Source organism: Pseudomonas sp. AP19, assembly GCF_001728855.1.
Lineage (GTDB): Bacteria > Pseudomonadota > Gammaproteobacteria > Pseudomonadales > Pseudomonadaceae > Aquipseudomonas > Aquipseudomonas fluorescens.
In genome coordinates this window covers 78,049-97,401 of record NZ_LXJP01000018.1, presented here as the reverse complement: position 1 = coordinate 97,401, position 19,353 = coordinate 78,049, and the positions used below count along the sequence as shown (strand labels likewise).

17 protein-coding genes are annotated in these 19,353 nt (G+C 60.9%); 8 read left to right on the top strand and 9 right to left on the bottom strand.

Annotated elements, in window-relative coordinates:
• The first annotated feature begins 77 nt into the window (after positions 1–77).
• Together A7D21_RS15000 and A7D21_RS14995 are read left to right on the top strand one after the other, a co-directional pair.
• On the top strand, positions 78–278 hold the full coding sequence (locus tag A7D21_RS15000; protein ID WP_053258377.1) for a hypothetical protein: 201 nt from the start codon (positions 78–80) through the stop codon (positions 276–278).
• A 121-nt stretch (positions 279–399) separates the two neighbouring features.
• Complete coding sequence (locus A7D21_RS14995) at positions 400–933, top strand: transposase (RefSeq protein WP_069552024.1); 534 nt, start codon at positions 400–402, stop codon at positions 931–933.
• Positions 934–1,411: 478 nt separating this feature from the next.
• On the opposite strand, the gene gbcB is transcribed toward A7D21_RS14995, so the two are convergent.
• Positions 1,412–2,512: a glycine-betaine demethylase subunit GbcB gene (gene gbcB, locus A7D21_RS14985; RefSeq protein ID WP_069552022.1), complete on the bottom strand. Its 1,101-nt coding sequence runs from the start codon at positions 2,510–2,512 to the stop codon at positions 1,412–1,414.
• A gap of 283 nt (positions 2,513–2,795) precedes the next feature.
• Here gbcB and gbcA point away from each other — a divergent pair, with 283 nt between their 5' ends.
• A complete protein-coding gene (gene gbcA / locus A7D21_RS14980) occupies positions 2,796–4,091 on the top strand; it encodes a glycine-betaine demethylase subunit GbcA (RefSeq protein ID WP_053258380.1) in 1,296 nt (431 codons plus the stop codon).
• 803 nt (positions 4,092–4,894) lie between these two features.
• Here gbcA and A7D21_RS14975 read toward each other — a convergent pair.
• From A7D21_RS14975 to A7D21_RS14950, 6 genes are all read right to left on the bottom strand, one after another.
• Positions 4,895–5,665, bottom strand: a complete 771-nt coding sequence (locus A7D21_RS14975; protein WP_069552028.1) for an electron transfer flavoprotein subunit beta — start codon at positions 5,663–5,665, stop codon at positions 4,895–4,897.
• A gap of 10 nt (positions 5,666–5,675) precedes the next feature.
• A complete protein-coding gene (locus A7D21_RS14970) occupies positions 5,676–6,896 on the bottom strand; it encodes an electron transfer flavoprotein subunit alpha/FixB family protein (protein WP_069552021.1) in 1,221 nt (406 codons plus the stop codon).
• The gene (gene dgcB, locus A7D21_RS14965; protein ID WP_069552020.1) at positions 6,896–8,839 is read right to left on the bottom strand and encodes a dimethylglycine demethylation protein DgcB; all 1,944 of its coding nucleotides are present in this window, start codon (positions 8,837–8,839) and stop codon (positions 6,896–6,898) included. The genes A7D21_RS14970 and dgcB overlap by 1 nt, the downstream gene beginning before the upstream one ends.
• A 169-nt stretch (positions 8,840–9,008) precedes the next feature.
• Positions 9,009–11,069 (bottom strand): dimethylglycine demethylation protein DgcA, encoded by a 2,061-nt coding sequence (gene dgcA, locus A7D21_RS14960; protein ID WP_069552019.1) that lies wholly within the window; start codon positions 11,067–11,069, stop codon positions 9,009–9,011.
• A 15-nt stretch (positions 11,070–11,084) separates the two neighbouring features.
• A complete protein-coding gene (locus tag A7D21_RS14955; RefSeq protein WP_016972865.1) occupies positions 11,085–11,615 on the bottom strand; it encodes a DUF5943 domain-containing protein in 531 nt (176 codons plus the stop codon).
• 77 nt (positions 11,616–11,692) lie between these two features.
• Positions 11,693–12,670, bottom strand: a complete 978-nt coding sequence (locus A7D21_RS14950) for a dipeptidase (RefSeq protein ID WP_053258385.1) — start codon at positions 12,668–12,670, stop codon at positions 11,693–11,695.
• Positions 12,671–12,888: 218 nt separating this feature from the next.
• Between A7D21_RS14950 and A7D21_RS14945 the strand changes: the two genes are divergently transcribed.
• Together A7D21_RS14945 and A7D21_RS14940 are read left to right on the top strand one after the other, a co-directional pair.
• Positions 12,889–13,290, top strand: coding sequence for a lysozyme inhibitor LprI family protein (locus A7D21_RS14945; protein WP_053258386.1), 402 nt, complete (start codon positions 12,889–12,891; stop codon positions 13,288–13,290).
• Positions 13,291–13,330: 40 nt separating this feature from the next.
• Complete coding sequence (locus A7D21_RS14940) at positions 13,331–13,747, top strand: DUF3010 family protein (RefSeq protein ID WP_069552018.1); 417 nt, start codon at positions 13,331–13,333, stop codon at positions 13,745–13,747.
• Between the two features lie 123 nt (positions 13,748–13,870).
• On the opposite strand, the gene A7D21_RS14935 is transcribed toward A7D21_RS14940, so the two are convergent.
• Together A7D21_RS14935 and A7D21_RS14930 are read right to left on the bottom strand one after the other, a co-directional pair.
• On the bottom strand, positions 13,871–15,049 hold the full coding sequence (locus tag A7D21_RS14935; protein ID WP_069552017.1) for an AAA family ATPase: 1,179 nt from the start codon (positions 15,047–15,049) through the stop codon (positions 13,871–13,873).
• A 68-nt stretch (positions 15,050–15,117) separates the two neighbouring features.
• Entirely contained in the window at positions 15,118–16,062 is a 945-nt protein-coding gene (locus A7D21_RS14930; protein WP_053258390.1) for a GlxA family transcriptional regulator, read from the bottom strand.
• A 193-nt stretch (positions 16,063–16,255) separates the two neighbouring features.
• Between A7D21_RS14930 and A7D21_RS14925 the strand changes: the two genes are divergently transcribed.
• The 3 genes from A7D21_RS14925 to A7D21_RS14915 all read left to right on the top strand — a co-directional run bounded on the left by A7D21_RS14925 (position 16,256) and on the right by A7D21_RS14915 (position 19,309).
• A complete protein-coding gene (locus tag A7D21_RS14925; protein ID WP_069552016.1) occupies positions 16,256–17,200 on the top strand; it encodes a choline ABC transporter substrate-binding protein in 945 nt (314 codons plus the stop codon).
• Positions 17,201–17,278: 78 nt separating this feature from the next.
• Positions 17,279–18,166, top strand: coding sequence for a 3-keto-5-aminohexanoate cleavage protein (locus tag A7D21_RS14920; RefSeq protein WP_069552015.1), 888 nt, complete (start codon positions 17,279–17,281; stop codon positions 18,164–18,166).
• Between the two features lie 177 nt (positions 18,167–18,343).
• A complete protein-coding gene (locus A7D21_RS14915) occupies positions 18,344–19,309 on the top strand; it encodes an L-carnitine dehydrogenase (protein ID WP_069552014.1) in 966 nt (321 codons plus the stop codon).
• Positions 19,310–19,353 lie beyond the last annotated feature (44 nt).

Sequence of the window (19,353 nt, the reverse complement as noted above, 5' to 3'; positions counted from 1 at the left end):
CTGCAGCGGCCACCTTTCGGGATAACCCCCTGCCGAATAATCGGCTGGAAACGGACCTCCAGAAGAGAGCTAAAACCATGGAATATCAAAACAATGGCAACACCCTGCAAAGCGACGGCACTGCCAGCACCACGGTCATTGACTGGGATGAGTTCCGCAAATACGCCAAAGTCGGGGACACCATCCGCGAGCCGTCGAGGACACTGAGGATCTACGACAAAACCTATGAACTGACAGCCTCAGGCCAGCACTTTGTCATCCATATCTACGCCCAGTAACGGTTAAGTTGACTATTCCCTAGCCACTCAGCCACTGCTCGTTCCCACGCTGCGCGTGGGAACACCTGCTGGGACGCTCTCCGCGTCCACGCCACACCTCGTTTCGAGGACGAATAAACAGATGGGCAGAAGCCGCTACGTCATAACCGAACCCGAAAAACCGCATTTCCTAACATGCACGGTCATGGAGTGGCTACCGCTGTTTACTCGCGACTACCTCGTGAGCCATCTCCTGGATTGTTGGCGATATCAGCAAAAGCACCATGCGCTAAGCCTGTTTGGCTACGTCATTCTCGAAAACCACCTGCACTTCGTCGCCCAAGCGCCGGACCTATGCAAGTGCGTCAGTCAATTCAAATCCTTCACTGCTCGCACCATCATTGATGACCTGCAAAGCAAAGGTGCCGAGCGTGCATTGCAACGCCTGCGTTTCAGCAAACGAGCCCACAAGGCGGATCGGGTTTATCAGCTTTGGCAGGAAGGCTCACATGCCGAATTGGTGTACAGCGAAACAGTGATGCGCCAAAAACTGGATTACATCCACTGCAACCCGGTAAAGCGAGGGTATGTAGATTTGCCCGAGCACTGGCGATACTCCAGCGCCCGCAATTACGCGGGCAGTGAGGGTTTAATAGACATACAACGCTGGTACTGATGATCGTTCCCACGCTCCGCGTCACAACGTGCACAGGTCGGGACGCGGAGCGTCCCAGGAGGCGTTACCACGCGGAGCGTGGGAACGATCTGATGCGGGAGATCGTGCCCACGCTCTGCGTGGGTATGCTGCCCGTGACGCTCTGCGTCACAACGTGCACAGGTCGGGACGCGGAGCGTCCCAGGAGGCGTTACCACGCGGAGCGTGGGAACGATCTGGTGCGGGGGATCGTGCCCACGCTCTGCGTGGGTATGCTGCCCGTGACGCTCTGCGTCACAACGTGCACAGGTCGGGACGCGGAGCGTCCCAGGAGGCGTTACCACGCGGAGCGTGGGAACGATCTGGTGCGGAGGATCGTCCCCACGCTCTGCGTGGGTATGCGGCCCGTGACGCTCTGCGTCACAACGTGCACAGGTCGGGACGCGGAGCGTCCCAGGAGGCGTTACCACGCGGAGCGTGGGAACGATCTGGTGCGGGGTTAGAACTCGATGCGCACATCGCCCTTCGGTACGCTGCAGCACGACAGGATGTAGCCCTCAGCTTCGTCTTCTTCGGTGATCCCGCCGTTGTGGTCCATCTCGACCTCCCCGCCCAGTTTCATCACCTTGCACGTGCCGCAAATACCCATGCCGCAGGCTTTCGGAATCAACAGGCCCAGCTTGGCCGCCGCCGCGTGCACCGTTTCGCCCGGCGCCACACGGATGCTTTTGCCGGAAGCGATGAATTCCACTTGATGCAGGTCTGCCAGGTCGATTTCCGGCGCATCGGCGGCTTGTTCGGCTTGCTCTACCGCATCGGCACGCGCTTCCGGCGGCGTGGCACCGAAGGACTCTTCGTGGTAACGCGCCATGTCAAAGCCTGCCGCTTCCAGCATGCGTTTCACCGCGCTCATGTACGGCGTAGGGCCGCAGCAGAAGACTTCGCGCTCGAGGAAGTCCGGCACCATCAGTTCGAGCATTTTGTGGTTCAGGTAGCCGCGATACCCGGCCCAAGGTTCCCCCAGGCCATGCTTTTCGCAGATCAGGTGCAGGCTGAAGTTGTCGATCCGCGACGCCATGTGTTCCAGCTCGCGGTGGTAAATGATGTCTTTGGGCGAGCGGGCACTGTGGATAAACGTCATATCGACGTTGGCGTTGGTGTCGTAATACCAGCGCGCCATGGACATCACCGGCGTAATCCCGACGCCGCCGCTGAGGTACAGGACTTTGGGGTTACTGAAGTCGATGGCATTGAACAACCCAACCGGGCCGTGCACCGCCAGCTCCTGGCCTTCATGCAGCGTGTCGTGCAGCCAGTTGGAGACTTTACCGCCGGGTACGCGCTTGATCGTTACCGAAAAGCTGTAGGGCACCGACGGTGAACTGGAAATGGTGTAGGAACGCATGATCGGCTGGCCATCGATTTCCAGCTCCAGCGTGACGAACTGCCCCGGCTTGAAGAAGAACAGGATCGGCTGGTCGGCCATGAAGCAAAACGTGCGCACGTCCCAGGTTTCCTGGATGACTTTGACGCAACGGACGATGTGCCGACCATTGGCCCAGGTCTGGGTAGTTACCGGATTCAGGAAGCTGTTGGACATGCTGTTCTCCACCGCCGATATTCGGCCTTATGGTGGCGATTCTGCGTAACGCGCGAATCACCCATTTACCTATCTGCGACATTCACATACTTATCGCGACCAGCCCCCATACCACGGGGGTTGCGCGTCGGGATCAGAGTGGGCCATGTCGCTCATGGATAAGGTTCTGGTGTTCGCCGGCCCCACACTCGCTCCCAACAACTACGCTTTCTTTACGCCTTGCATAGCACCAACCGTAGCCACTATTCGCCGGCCACACAGAATGGCCCTGAGGACACACACGATGGACGTCACCGCAACCTTAAGCTTGGGCGATCCGCTGGAACCCGCACGCAAGGCCACCGCGCAAATGCTGCAAGAGCGTGAGCGCACCTTTTCGCTGCCGCAGCCGTTTTACTCTGATGAGCGGCTGTTTGATATCGACATGCAGGAGATCTTCCAGAAAGAGTGGTTGATCGCCGGCATGACCTGCGAGATCCCCACCAAGGGCAACTACTTGACCCTGCAAGTGGGCAAGAACCCGATCATCGTGATCCGTGGCGCCGAGGGCGTGGTGCATGCGTTCCACAACGTGTGCCGCCACCGTGGTTCGCGCTTGTGCACCAGCGACAAAGGCAAAGTCGCCAAACTGGTCTGCCACTACCACCAGTGGACCTACGAGCTGGACGGCCGCCTGCTGTTCGCCGGTACCGAGATGGGTGCCGACTTCGACATGAAGCAATACGGCCTCAAACCGGTGAACGTGAAGACCGCCGGCGGCTATATCTTCATCAGCCTGGCAGAGAATCCGCCGGCTATTGATGACTTCCTGTCGACGCTGAACCACTACATGGAACCGTACGACATGGAGAACACCAAGGTGGCGATTACCACCACCTTGTTTGAAAAAGCCAACTGGAAGCTGGTGCTGGAAAACAACCGCGAGTGCTACCACTGCAACGCGTCGCACCCGGAACTGCTGAAAACCCTGCTGGAATGGGACGACGTTACCGACCCGCGCGCCGACCAGGCCTTCAAGGACCACGTCGCCGCTTCGGCCGCGGCCTGGGACGCCGAGAAAATCCCTTACGCCCACGCCAGTTTCGGCCTGCGTAACCGTATCGTGCGCATGCCGCTGCTCAAAGGCACGGTGTCGATGACCCTGGACGGCAAGCAAGGCTGCAACAAGCTGATGGGCCGCATCAAGAACCCGGACCTGGGCTCGATGCGCATCCTGCACCTGCCGCACTCCTGGAACCACTGCATGGGCGACCACATCATCGTGTTCACCGTGTGGCCGATCAGCGCCCAGGAAACCATGGTCACCACCAAGTGGATCGTGCACAAGGACGCCGTGGAAGGTGTGGACTACGACGTCGAGCGCATGCGCCAGGTCTGGGACGCCACCAACGATCAGGACCGTCGCCTGGCCGAAGAAAACCAGCGCGGGATCAACTCCACGGCTTACCAACCCGGGCCGTATTCCAAAACGTATGAGTTCGGCGTGGTGAACTTTGTGGATTGGTACAGCGAGCGGATGCTGAGCAACCTGGGGGCTGCGCCAGCGCCTTACCTCAAGGGCGTGGCCGTACACGAATAACCGCTACACCACAGATCAAAATGTGGGAGCGGGCTTGCTCGCGAATGCAGTGGATCAGCCAGCCTGTCTGGCGACTGACACACCGCCTTCGCGAGCAAGCCCGCGCCTACATCAGGCCTTCACACTGTTCAAGAAACGATCAACTCCCTCGCAGCCCTTTACCGCCCTGCCCTCCAGCCTTTGCCCAACAACTTATCCACAAAGCCACCCACAGCAATTGTGGGCAAGTGCGTCTGCCGGCTGAAAATAGCTGAAGAAAATCCGTGACTTATTCAATCAGTCCGGTTTCAACCCAACCTGATCATTTATTGATCAACCCTGTGAAAGCCACGAATGGCGTGGCCTGTAGCAGTACGCGAACACCTTATCCACAGAAGCACCAACAGACTTTGGGGGCAACTTTGCCAGCGCTGTGGAAAACCGCGTGAAACCTTCATAAATCGGGGGTTTCAGGGTTTTGAGTCAGCAAACAGCCTGAATTGATCAATTATTGACCACCCAAGTGAAAGCCTTTATTGACGTGGCCTGCAGCCGATAGCGAACATCTTATCCACAGAAGCGCCAACAGACTTTGGGGGCAAGTCGGTACCGGCGAAAAAACTTATTCATGGGAAAACCCCAGGAAAAACCGCTGGTTAGCTTGGTTGTTTTTCGTACAGAGGGCTGCAGGGCTTGATATACAGGGGGTGTGGACAGCCGCGAACAGGTTATCCACAGGTGGGTCAACAGGGATTGTGGGTAATCCTGCTTTCTGGGGGAGTCGGGCTTGCCAGCTCCCACGCAAGCCCACTCCCACAGGGCAATCAGCGCACGACGCCTTCTTCTATCAGTAACTTGAGAATGGCGTCTGCCCCCGCTTCAGGGCTAAGCCCCTTGAGCACCTGCCCACCGCCGCCGCTGGCTTTGGCCGTGGCCGCCTTCATGCGGTCCGCACCACTTTTCGCCTTGATCACCTTGAGGCGCTTGGGCCGTGGCTTGGCGGGTTGCAGTACAGCGGCGGTGAATAACTCGTCGTGCTCAATCTCGACCTCATGGGCCGCCAGCTCCCCGCGTTGCGCAGGGCCATAAGCGCTTTGCCGGGGTTTGGGCGCGGCGTTATCCACAGTCGCCAGAAACGGCAGGCGCACTTTCAAACGCCGCCGCTGACCGCGCGGCAAGGCTTGCAGCACATGGGCCACGCCGCCGTCGATGGACTCCACCTGCGCCAGCCCGACAATCAGCGGCCAGCCCAATTGCTCGGCCAGCAGGAACGGCAACATGCCCGAGCCCTCGCCGGTTTCCGCCTGGGTGCCGGTGAGCACCACCTGGGCGCCGGCGTCGCGCAAATATTCACTGAGCACCGGCAACGCATCAGCGCCAGCCGGCTGTTCCAACACGTGCAATTGCGCCAAGCCCATGCCCAGGTAGCTGCGCAAGGTCGGTTCGTGGAGATTGCCGGCGTGCAACACCTGCAACTTATCCCCAGCCATTTGCAGGCCCAGCTCGACGGCACGCGCATCCTGCTCGGCACGGCGCGGGCGACCGGAGGTGGGGTGGGCACCGATGGAAACCAGGCTGATTACATTCGTCGTCATGGTCATGTCCCTAAGCTGCATCGCGCTTGGCGCCGTTGCGGTAAACCTGCACCGCATCGATCAAGGCTTGCAGAATCGCGGCGCTTTCGCCGATCACCGACAGGTCGGCACGCTTGATCATGTCGCAGCCCGGGTCGAGGTTGATGGCCACCACCTTGTCGCAGGCACCGATGCCTTGCAGGTGCTGGATCGCCCCGGAAATCCCTACAGCCACATACACCCGCGCGGTGACCCAGGTACCACTGGCGCCGACCTGGCGATCACGCGCCATAAAGCCGTCGTCCACCGCCACCCGCGAGGCGCCTTCGGTAGCACCGAGGGCGGCTGCAGTCTGGTGGAACAAGGCCCAGTCCTTCACGCCGTTACCGCCGGAGAAAATAAACTCCGCTTCGGCCATGGGAATCGCCGCCGGGTCGACTGCCACGGCGCCGAGGTCTTCGATCCGCGACAAGCTGCGCGCCAAGGCTGTGGATAACTCCACGGGCAACACTTCGTGGCGCGTGTCGCTGACCGGATCGGCACATTCGGCTGCGGCGAGAACCAGGCGTGGCAACGGTCGAGCCAAGTCCTCCTGGCCCGCACCGGCACGCCCGATGCACTCCTCACCTTTGATTTGCCAGACCCGCGTGGCGGGGCGCTCCTTGAGGCTCGCCGCAAAACGCCGGCCCAACTCGCCGCCGCCACTGCGACTGTCCGGCAGCAACCAATGACGCGGGTTGAACTGGTTATCCACAGCCCGCAGGCCCTGGACGCGTTGCTCCGGTGAATAACCGTCGAACGCGTGGCCTTCGAGCACCAGCAGGCGATCAACGCCCGCCGTTGCAAAAGCGTTTTCCTTGTGTTCGCCGAACACCACCGCCAGCACGGCGCCGTCGCTGCCGGCAAGTTGTCGGGCCAGGCCGAGCAGGTCGCGGTCGTGGCTGCTCAGGCGGCCGCCGACCATGTCGGGCACCACGTTGATGTAGAACGCCGGCGCCGGCACCTGGTGCAGCGGCAATTGTACTTCCGCCGCCGCCGTACGCTTGGCCGTCCCGCCCTGCTGGGCACCGCTGCGGTCAATACGCTTGAGGCCGTTGGGGCCGATAAAACCGACACCATGTACGTTTTTGCGGATGACGCCGTTAGGCCCCATCCAACTGTGTTGCTGTGGCTGCATCGCCGCATGCAGCGGATGCAGGCGGTTACGGGCGATCCATTCGGCCCGTGGATCGCGGCGGATAATGTCGCTCATCAATGCACCTCCGCAGGTTCACGCTTGATAGGGGCTTTCACCGGGGCGGTGTCTTCGAGCAAGGCGTCAGCGACCAGTTCGGCAATATCCTTGATCAATGGGCGCGGTTCGACGACGCCTTCGAGCATCGCCGTGCATTGCGGGCAGCCTACGGCCACCAGCTCGGCGCCGGTTTCGCGGATGTCTTCCATGCGCATATCCGGGATACGTTGCTTGCCGGGGATATCGGTGATGGGCGCACCGCCCCCGCCGCCACAGCAGCGCGAGCGGAAACCGGAGCGTTGCATCTCCTTGACCTCGATACCCAGCGCGCGCAGCACTTGGCGCGGCGCCTCGTATTCGCCGTTGTAGCGGCCGAGGTAGCACGGGTCGTGATAAGTCACGCTATTGCCCTTGTGCTGCCCCAGGTTCAACGCACCTTCGCCGATCAGCTCGGCCATGAACGTGCTGTGGTGCTGCACCAGGTAGTTGCCGTTGAAGGCGCCGTATTCGTTTTTCAGCACATGGAAACTGTGCGGGTCGCAGGTGACGATGCGTTTGAAGCTGTACTTGGCCAGGGTCTGGATATTGCGCGCCGCCAGCAGCTGGAAAGTCGCCTCGTCCCCCAGACGCCGCGCCACATCACCGCTGTCGCGCTCCTCCAGGCCCAACACCGCAAAGTCGACGTTGGCCGCTTTCAGCACCTTGACGAAGGCCCGCAGGGTGCGCTGATTACGCATGTCGAAGGCACCGTCGCCCACCCAGAACAACACCTCGGTGCTGCCTGTGTCGCTGAGCAGCGGCAGGTTCAAATCCGCCGCCCAGTTCAGGCGACCACCCGGTGCGAAGCCGCCGGGGTTATCAGTGGCGATCAGGTTTTCGAGGACTTCGGCGCCCTTGTTCGGCGTGGCGCCTTTTTCCAGGGTGAGATGGCGGCGCATGTCGACGATCGCATCCACGTGCTCGATCATCATCGGGCACTCTTCCACACAGGCCCGGCAGGTGGTGCACGACCACAGGGTCTCGGCGTCCACCAGGCCGTTGACGATGGGCTGATGCGGGTTGCCGTTGTGTGCGCCAATCGGCTTGCCTGGATACGGGCTGCCGGCAAAATTGGCATCGGTGCCGCCGGCCAGGCCAACCACCATGTCCTGGATCAGCTTCTTCGGGTTCAACGGCTGGCCGGCCGCAAAGGCCGGGCACGCGGCCTCGCACTTGCCGCATTGCACGCAGGCGTCGAAGCCGAGCAGCTGGTTCCAGGTGAAATCCTTGGGTTTTTCCACGCCCAGTGGCGCGGTTTTATCGCTCAAGTCCAGCGGCTTCAAACCGGTGGAGCGGCCGCCACCAAAGCGTTCGGCGCGGCGGTGCCAGGCCAGGTGCAGCGCGCCGGCGAAGGCGTGCTTCATCGGGCCGCCCCACGTCATGCCGAAGAACATCTCGGACACGCCCCACAACACGCCGACGCCGAGCAGTGCCGCGAGCAGCCAGCCGCCGAAGTCAGCCGGCAGAACCCCGGCCACCGGCAAGGTCACCAGGAAGAAGCTCACCGAGAACGCCATCAGGCTTTTCGGCAGGCGCATCCACGGGCCTTTCGACAGGCGTGACGGCGGGTTGCGCCGACGCAGGTAGACGAACGTGGCGCCGACAAACATCAGCACCGAGGCGAGCAACAACGCGTAGCCGAGGATGCGGTTATGCAGGCCGAAGCCGTGAACCAGAATCGCCAACAGCGCCGACAGTACGAAGCCCAGGGCTGTGGCGACGTGGGTGTTGGCGATGTATTTGTCGCGGGCGACCACGTGGTGCAGGTCGACCATGTAGCGCTTGGGCATGGCCAGCAGGCCGCCGAGCAAGTCGACTCTGGAGGCGCGGCCACGGCGCCACATGTTCACCCGGCGCAATGCGCCGAGGACGGCAAGGCCCAGGGCGGCAAACAAGAGAATAGGCAGCAAGGTGTTCAACATGGTGAAGCTCCCAAAGACCACACCGGTCTACTGTGAGACCGACCTTAATGTGGGAGAGGGCTTGCTCCCGATGGCGGACTGTCAGTTCCTCTATCGGTAGCTGACCCACCGCTATCGGGAGCAAGCCCCCTCCCACACTTGACCGAGCACACAGTGGCTCAGTGTCGGGTCAGAAATCCTTGCACAAGCGCAGGGCGTCATAGATGGCGGCGTGGGTATTACGCTGGGCCACACAGTCACCGATGCGGAACAGCAAGTAGCCGTCACCCGCCTCGCTCAAGCACGGCTGCGGCTTGATCGCGAACAAGGCTTCGACGTCAATCTGGCCCTTGTTGCGCGAACCTTCCTTGAGCCCGTAGTAGATGGCTTCGTCCGGGCGCACACCGTTCTCGACCACCACTTGGTCAACCACGCGTTCTTCCTTGGCGCCGGTGTATTCGTTCTCCAGCACCGCCACCAGCTTGTCGCCCTCGCGGTAAACCTTTTCCAGCATCATGTCGCCGGTCATGATCACTTCTTTGGGGTACATGCTGCGGTAGTAAGTCGGGAATGACGTACCGCCAATCGCCACGCCAGGCTTGATGTCGTCGGTGACGATTTCCACCTGGCTGCCCTTGTCGGCGAGGAAGTCGGCCACCGACATGCCGGTGAATTCGCAAATGGTGTCGTACACCAGCACGTTCTTGCCCGGCGCGACTTTGCCGTCGAGCACGTCCCAGCTGCTCACCACCAGGCCCTCAGCGGCGCCCCAGTGTTCGTTCTGCTCGATAAACGGATGCCCGCCGACGGCCAGCACCACGATGTCAGGCCGCAGATCGAGGATGGTCTCGGCATCCGCCGCCACGCCGAGGCGCAGGTCGACTTTCAAGCGCGCCAATTCCAGCTGGAACCAACGGGTGATGCCGGCGATCTGGTCGCGCTGCGGGGCTTTGGAGGCCGTGGTGATTTGCCCGCCGATAAACTCTTTCTTCTCGAACAGGGTTACGTCGTGGCCACGTTCGGCCGCTACCCGCGCGGCTTCCATCCCGGCCGGACCGGCACCGACCACCACGACTTTGCGTTTGGCCCCGGTGGATTTCTCGATGATGTGCGGCACGCCCATGTATTCACGGGAGGTCGCGGCATTCTGGATGCACAACACATCCAGGCCCTGATATTGGCGGTCGATGCAGTAGTTGGCGCCGACGCACTGTTTGATCTGGTCGATCTGGCCCATTTTGATCTTGGCGATCAGGTGCGGGTCGGCGATGTGCGCACGGGTCATGCCGACCATGTCCACATAACCACCTTCCAGAATGCGCGTAGCCTGGTTCGGGTCCTTGATGTTCTGCGCGTGCAGCACGGGAACCTTGACCACTTCCTTGATACCGGCCGCCAGGTGCAGGAACGGCTCCGGCGGGTAGCTCATGTTGGGGATCACGTTGGCCAGGGTATTGTGGGTATCGCAACCCGAACCCACCACGCCAATAAAGTCGAGCATGCCGGTGTCGTCGTAATACTTGGCGATCTGCTTCATGTCCTCGTGGGACAGGCCGTCCGGGTGGAACTCGTCGCCACACAGGCGCATGCCCACACAGAAGTCGTCACCGACCTCGGCGCGCACGGCTTTGAGCACTTCTAGGCCGAACTTCATGCGGCCCTCGAAAGTGCCGCCCCATTCGTCGGTACGCTTGTTGACCCGTGGGCTCCAGAACTGGTCGATCATGTGCTGGTGCACGGCGGACAGTTCCACACCGTCCAGGCCACCGGCCTTGGCGCGTTTGGCGGCGCTGGCGTAGTTGCCGATCACGCGCCAGATTTCTTCCGGTTCGATGGTCTTGCAGGTAGCACGGTGCACCGGCTCACGCACGCCGGACGGCGACATCAGGGTCGGCCAGTTGAAGCCGTCCCAGCGTGAGCGACGGCCCATGTGGGTAATCTGGATCATGATCTTGGCGCCATGCTTGTGCATGGCATCGGCCAGGTTCTGGAAATGCGGGATGATGCGGTCGGTGGACAGGTTCACCGAACTCCACCATTCCTGCGGGCTGTCGATGGCCACCACCGAGGAGCCGCCACAGATCGCCAGGCCGATACCGCCCTTGGCTTTCTCTTCGTAATACTTCACATAGCGGTCGGTGGTCATGCCGCCGTCGGTGGCATACACCTCGGCGTGGGCGGTACTGAGCACGCGGTTGCGGATGGTCAGTTTGCCGATCTGGATCGGCGCAAACATTGCTTCGAAAGCCATGGCAGGGTCCTCGACTTACAACGGCTTGACGGTGAACAGCCCGTCGTCGTGGCCTTCTTCGGAGCCACCGTAGACTTGTTCGGCTACCGTGCGGATTTTGCTGCCGCGCGCTTGCAGAATCTGGTCCATGGCGCCGGCAAACCAACCCGTGAACATGTAGTCGACCTTGCGCCCGACCTTGCCGTACACGTAGACGAATGCCGAATGTTCGAGCTTGACGCTGGCAGTGCCTTTGTCGAGGTCGATGTCCTGGATCTTGAACAGGCCCCAGCCGCGTTGCGACAGGCGTTTCATGTAGTGCTCGAACACCGCAACGCCTTCCAGGCCGTGGCATTCAGCTTCTTTTTCACACCAGTGCCAGGCGGATTTGTAGCCGGCCTTGTAGAGGATTTCGGCGTAGGCGTCAGCGCCCAGCACTTCTTCAATACCGATGTGGTTATTGACGAAGAAATGGCGCGGCACGTACAGCATCGGCAGGGCATCGGAGGTCCAGACACCGGTTTCGCTGTCGACTTCGATTGGCAATTGCGGGGCGATCTTGGCCATGGAAACTTGACTCCAAACAATTCGTTTTGATGCCCGCTGCGCGACTGGCAACGGGCTGGGATTAGGAGAGCGGTGGCTTATTCGCCCCAGACGTCTTTGAGGACATTGACCCAGTTTTCGCCCATGATCTTGCGCACCACGCGCTCGCTGTGGCCGCGCTTGAGCAGGGTCTCGGTGAGGTTAGGGAACTCGCCCACGGTGCGGATGCCCAGCGGGTTGATGATCTTGCCGAAGCTGGTCAGGCGGCGGGCGTAACCCTTGTCGTGGGTCAGCATTTCGAAGAAATCCTGGCCATGGCCCTGGGTGAAGTCGGTGCCGATACCGATGGCGTCTTCACCGACGATGTTCATGGTGTATTCGATGGCTTCGGCGTAGTCGTCGATGGTCGAATCAATGCCCTTGGCCAGGAACGGCGCGAACATGGTCACGCCGACAAAACCGCCATGGTCGGCAATGAACTTCAGCTCTTCATCGGACTTGTTGCGCGGGTGCTCTTTGAGGCCCGACGGCAGACAGTGGGAGTAGCACACTGGTTTTTTCGATTCGAGGATGACTTCTTCGGAAGTCTTGGAGCCGACGTGGGACAGGTCGCACATGATGCCGACGCGGTTCATCTCGGCAACGATCTCACGGCCGAAACCCGACAGGCCGCCGTCGCGCTCGTAGCAGCCAGTGCCGACGAGGTTCTGGGTGTTGTAGCACATCTGCACCACACCGACGCCGAGCTGCTTGAAGATCTCGACGTAGCCCAGTTGGTCTTCAAACGCATGGGCGTTCTGGAAGCCGAAGATGATGCCGGTCTTGCCCTGTTCCTTGGCTTTGCGGATGTCGGCGGTGGTTTTCACCGGGATCACCAAATCGCTGTTCTCACGAATCAGGGTCTGGCTGGCCACAATGTTATTGATCGTGGCCTGGAACCCTTCCCACACCGACACGGTGCAGTTGGCGGCGGTCAGGCCACCTTTGCGCATGTCCTCGAACAGGTCGCGATTCCACTTGGCGATAATCAGCCCGTCGATAACGATGCTGTCGGCGTGCAATTCGGCTGGGCTCATCAGGCGTCCCCTTATTGGCGATTCATGCGCCGAATCGTCTGCCGGCGCTTTGGGGCCAGCATATGCCCAGGGGCAACCCGAGCCGGGTGCAAAAACGACAGGGGAATTGCCGAAAGCGTCAATCCACGACAAAGGCCTACATGACACGTCTGACTGACGACTGTTCTTTGTCCTACGCTTGAGCCAGAATTCCGCATCACCTGATATGAGACGGCGCAATGAAATCGATTTTCCTGGCTTTGGCACTCATCGCAACCGGCGTCCATGCGGCCGAAGACACCGACAGCACGCCGTGCGATGGCATCGAGAACGACAAGCAAACCCTGGAATGCGCGACTTTCAACAAAACCACCGCCGAGCAATTGCTCAAGGATAACTACCAAGGCCTGCTGGAACGCATGGGTTCGACCTATGGCAGCAACAAGTCACAACTGGCCGACATTACCGCTCGTCTGAAGGATGCCCAGCAGAAGTGGGAAAAACTGCGTGATGCCGATTGCGCCGTGGACACCTTCCCAGCGGTGAACGGCAGCAAGGACTATGCGATTCAGCAGAATGATTGCCTGGCGCGGATGAGTGATGAGCGGTCGGAGTTTTTGGAGTCGATCGGGCAGGAATAAGCGACAATCCTGCCACTTTTCCTCTGGACCAAGGCCACTCATGACTATTTGCGGCATCGAAATCAAAGGCAGCGAAGCCATCATCGCCGTCGCCTCCCTGGACAACCAGGCGCTGACCCACGTCGCCCTGGCTACCAAAAAGATCGCCCTTGAAGACGATGATGAAGCCGCCAACGTCAAAGCCTTCGCCGCCCAGCTGAAGGCATTCGTGCAGGCAAATGCCATCACCCGCATCGCGATCAAGAAGCGCAGCAAGAAAGGCGAATTCGCCGGTGGCCCGACCACCTTCAAGATTGAAGGGGTGTTTCAATTGCTGGACGGGGTTGAGGTGACGTTGCTGTCGCCGCAGACCATTAATGCGCAGAACAAGAAGCACGATTTTGAGCTACCGGCGTCGCTGAACAAGTATCAGCATGAGGCCTACAAGGCAGCGTGTTCGGCACTGGTAAAGAAATAAGCCACACCACACATCAGTGTGAGAGCGGGCTTGCTCGCGAATGCGGTGTGTCAGTAACAGATGTGCCTACTGATACACCGCATTCGCGAGCAAGCCCGCTCCCACCTTCGATTTAGGGTGTCTTCAGTTCGGTGTACGGTTTTTGTACAGCAGCCAATCACCAAAGGATTTGTCTTCCAGGGCATACCCGCCCCGGCTCGACTTCCACACCAGCTCTTTGTCGCGCAGGGCATCGATACAGGCCTGAATCGTCTGGGTGCCCGGCACCACGTCGCTGCCCATCCCCTCCAGGGCTTTGCTGACGGCCGTGAGGGTGCAGTCCGTGAAGGGCGCGAAGGGCTCGTTGGCGCGCGATCGCGCCACCATCACTTCCAGCACGGCACGCTGGGGGATGGTGAGGTTGTTCCAGGCGCTTTCGAATTCAGTCCATACCCCCGCGCGCAATAGTTCGGCACGGCTGTGCAGCAGCTGGCCCAAATTGCTGGCCTCGCCCAATTCCAGCGCCACTTCACCGATGATGGTGCGCAGCATCTCGGGACGATGACCGACCAACTCAAACGCCTCATCAATGTCGGCAGCGCTGAATTGATTGCTGTCGGCCAGGTGCGCATTGAGGTGTGCGGTGTAAGCCTGGGTGAACGCTTTGCCGAGCAAGGGGAACGGCGTGATGCTGGAGCCGAAAAACGGCTGACTTTTGCCCAACACCAAATGCGCAAGCTTGTCGCGATTGGAACCGGTGAACACCAGGTGCAAGCCGCTCCCCTCCTCGTCACGGCCCTGGTTGAGCTGATCCCGGGCAGCCTTCAACGCAAACATCGCGTTGATCCCTGACTCGCTGGTCAATGCGTGCTGCGCTTCGTCAATCACCAGGACCACGGGTTTTTCGGCAGCACTGTGGAGCAATTCCAACGCTTGGGTCAGCGTCGCACCGACTGGCAGCTGTGGCTTGGTAAAGTCCCAGGACAGGGTACGCAGAAAACTTAGTTTTTCGATTCCAAGGTTCTTGGCCAGTTTGCGAATGCCCTTTTCATAGGGCACCAGAGCAGCGGCAATTGCGCCGGCGATCAGCTCTGCCGGATCTTTGTCTTTGTCGGCCCAGAGGTCGACATACACCGCCAGCCAACCCCGGAGCTGGCACTCCGGGATCAGGTCTTCGCGCAAAAAGGTGCTTTTGCCGGTGCGCCGAGGCGCCGCCAGGAACAGGCCCGAGGTGAAATCCTGGATCCCGGCCCCCACTAAACCGTCGGCAATGCTACTTGCCAGTGTGGGGCGGCGGAACACGAAGCCGCTGTGCTTGGACATGGTTTTATACTCAATTATTTAAGCAACTATAAATTATAGCCGTGAGTATAATTGACTATAATTGCCGGTCAAACCACCTCCCGTCGCCGATCTTCCCGCGGGCACTTGGCAAACCGCGCCCGATAGCTGCGCGTGAAGTACGACGGCGACTCAAACCCGCACGCAATACTCACCTCCAGCACGCTCATATCGCTCTGGCGCAGCAGTTGCCGGGCTTTTTCCAGGCGTAAGCCCAAATAGAAGTTGCTCGGCGTGTCATTCAAATGCAGGCGAAACAGCCGCTCCAACTGCCGCCGCGTCACTTTGATTGCTTCCGCCAGCGCCAAGGTGCTCAGCGGCGGTTCGGTGTGTTGCTCCATCTCGCCAATCACCTGCACCAACTTCTTGTTGTTGATGCCGTAGCGCGTGGCGATCTGCATGCGTTGGTGGTCTTTGCGTGGGCGGATGCGGCCGAGCACGAATTGTTCGGACACCTGGATCGCCAGGTCGGGCCCGTGAGCCTGGGCGATCAGGTCGAGCATCAGGTCGATGGACGCAGTGCCGCCGGCGCAGGTGATGCGGCGACGGTCGATCTCGAACAGCTCCTGGGTCACGGTGAGCTGGGGATAAGATTCCTTGAACGCATCAATGGCTTCCCAGTGCAGCGTCAGGCGGTGGCCGTCGAGCAAACCGGCTTCGGCGAGCACGCAGGCACCGGTGTCGATGGCGCCAAGGGTGACGCCTTCGTGGTCGAGGCGGCGCAGCCAGTGTTCCAATGCCGGCGTGGCGAACTGCAGCGGCTCGAAACCGGCCACCACCAGCAGGGTCGCGCCCTTTTTCAGCGGCTCCAGCGCAGCGTCGGCGTTGACCGACATGCCATTGCTCGCCAGCACCGCGCCGCCGTCGGCACTCAATACGTGCCAGCGATACAGCTCGCCGCGAAAACGATTGGCGACCCGCAGCGGTTCGAGCGCAGAAATAAAGCCGATGGCAGAGAAGCCCGGCATCAGCAGAAAGTAGAAATCCTGGGACATGGTGCGCTCTCGTAGGACGGACAGCGTGCTCACTGTGATACGCCAGTTCAATCGGTCATTCAAGGGGGCAGGTCGCTGCAGTGCAAGAGCGAGTCGCCGCCGTGCGTTTTGTCGCCCTGCAAGCTGCGTAACGTGATCCCACGGCGCACAAAGACGCCGGAACCCACAATAACAACCTGCCGAGGGAACCACCATGAACCGACTGATCAGCCGCTGCGTGCTCGCATTCAGCGCCAGCGCCATTTTGAGCACCAACGTCATGGCAGCCGATGCGGCTTCTTGCCAGAACGTGCGCATGGGCGTGGTGAACTGGACCGACGTAATCGCCACCAGCGCCATGACCCAAGTGTTGCTCGACGGCCTCGGCTACAAGACCAAACAAACCAGCGCCTCCCAGCAAATCATCTTCGCCGGTATCCGCGACCAGCGCCTGGACCTGTTCCTGGGTTACTGGAACCCGCTGATGACCCAGACCATCACCCCGTTCGTCGACGCCAAACAGGTCAAGGTCCTTGAAAAACCCAGCCTGGAAGACGCCCGCGCGACCCTGGCGGTGCCGACCTACCTGGCGGACAAGGGCCTGAAAACCTTCGCTGACATCGCCAAGTTCGAAAAAGAACTGGGCGGCAAGATCTACGGCATCGAGCCGGGCTCGGGTGCCAACACCCAGATCAAGGCGATGATTGCCAAGAACCAGTTCGGCCTGGGCAAGTTCCAACTGGTGGAGTCCAGTGAGGCCGGCATGCTCGCCGCCGTGGACCGCGCCGTGCGCCGCAAGGAAGCCGTGGTGTTCTTCGGCTGGGCGCCACACCCGATGAACGTCAACGTCGCGATGACGTACCTCACCGGCAGCGACGACGCCCTGGGCCCGAACGAAGGCATGGCCACCGTGTGGAGCGTCACTTCGCCGACCTACGCCGAACAGTGCCCCAACATCCACAAGCTGCTGACCAACCTGACCTTCACCGCCGCCGACGAGAGCCGAATGATGCAGCCGTTGCTGGATCACAAGGACGCGTTCGAGTCCGCCAAGCAGTGGCTCAAGGATCACCCGCAAGACCAGCAACGCTGGCTCGAAGGGGTGACGACCTTCGACGGAAAACCGGCCGCCGCCAACCTGCAATTGAGCAGCCAATAACCTGATTCGAATCACCGTATCGCAGCCGCGCCTGGCTGCGAACGGCATCACTACGCCCGCCTGTAAGGAACCTGCCTCATGAACCACGACGTCATCATCACCTGCGCACTCACCGGTGCTGGCGACACGACCGCCAGAAGCCCGCACGTGCCGGTCACCCCCAAACAAATCGCTGCGGCCGCCGTGGAAGCCGCCAAGGCCGGCGCGACCGTCGTGCATTGCCACGTGCGTGACCCGCAGACCGGCAAATTCAGCCGCGACGTCGCCCTGTACCGCGAAGTGATGGAGCGCATCCGCGAGGCCGACATCGACATCATCGTCAACCTCACCGCCGGCATGGGCGGCGACCTCGAAATCGGCGGCGGCGAGCACCCGATGGAGTTCGGCCCCAACACCGACCTGGTCGGCCCGCTGACTCGCCTGGCGCACGTCGAGGCGTTGCTGCCAGAAATCTGCACCCTGGACTGCGGCACCCTGAACTTCGGCGATGGCGACACCATTTACGTGTCCACCCCGGCGCAACTGCGTGCCGGCGCCAAGCGTATTCAAGAGCTGGGCGTAAAAGCCGAGCTGGAAATTTTCGACACCGGCCACCTGTGGTTCGCCAAGCAGATGATCAAGGAAGGCCTGCTCGACAACCCGTTGTTCCAGCTGTGCCTGGGTATCCCATGGGGCGCACCGGCTGACACCACCACCATGAAAGCCATGGTCGACAACTTGCCGGCCGATGCGGTGTGGGCCGGCTTCGGGATCGGCCGCATGCAAATGCCGATGGCGGCGCAAGCCGTGCTGCTGGGCGGCAACGTGCGGGTCGGCCTGGAAGACAACCTGTGGCTGGACAAAGGCGTGCTCGCCACCAATGGCCAACTGGTGGAACGCGCCAGTGAAATCCTCAGCCGCCTCGGCGCACGGGTCATGACCCCGGCTGAAGGCCGCGTGAAGATGGGCCTGACCAAACGCGGCTAGACACGCAACAGGACTCACTGCCGAAACCGAATCAAAGGTGGCAGCGGGCTTGCTCGCGAAGGCGGCGAATCAGCCACCGAATGCATCAACTGACACCGCGCATTCGCGAGCAAGCCCGCGCCCACATTTTGAACCGGTTGCCAAAACAGAATTTGCGAATATTTTTAGGAATTTGCCATGCGTTTTATCACTGAGATCAAAACCTTCGCCGCCCTCGGCAGCGGCGTTATCGGCAGCGGTTGGGTGTCCCGCGCCCTGGCCCACGGCCTGGACGTGGTCGCCTGGGACCCGGCGCCCGGCGCTGAAGCCGCCCTGCGCAAGCGTGTCGCCAATGCCTGGGGCGCGCTGGAGAAACACGGCCTGGCAGCCGGTGCATCCCAAGACCGCTTGCGCTTCGTCGCGACCATCGAAGAGTGCGTGAAAGACGCAGACTTCATCCAGGAAAGTGCCCCGGAGCGCTTGGAGTTGAAGCTGGAACTGCACAGCAAGATCAGCGCAGCGGCCAAGCCGAATGCGTTGATTGGCTCGAGCACCTCGGGCCTGCTACCGAGTGAATTCTACGAAGGCTCGACCCACCCGGAACGCTGCGTGGTCGGTCACCCGTTCAACCCGGTTTACCTGCTGCCGCTGGTGGAAGTGGTGGGCGGCAAGCACACCGCACCGGAGGCTGTTCAAGCGGCGATCAAGGTGTACGAATCCCTCGGCATGCGCCCGTTGCATGTGCGCAAGGAAGTACCGGGCTTTATCGCTGACCGCCTGCTCGAAGCGCTGTGGCGTGAAGCGTTGCACCTGGTGAATGACGGCGTGGCGACGACAGGCGAGATCGACGACGCGATCCGGTTTGGCGCAGGTTTGCGCTGGTCGTTCATGGGCACCTTCCTGACTTACACCCTCGCAGGTGGCGATGCCGGCATGCGGCATTTCATGGCGCAGTTCGGCCCGGCGTTGCAGTTGCCGTGGACGTACTTGCCGGCGCCGGAATTGACCGACAAGTTGATTGACGATGTGGTGGATGGCACCCGCGAGCAGTTGGGCACGCACAGCATTTCGGCGCTGGAGCGCTATCGTGATGATTGCTTGTTGGCGGTGCTTGAAGCGGTAAAAACCACCAAAGCCAAACACGGTATGAGCTTCGCTGAGTAACTAATGTGGGAGCGGGCTTGCTCGCGAATGCGATGGATCAGTAC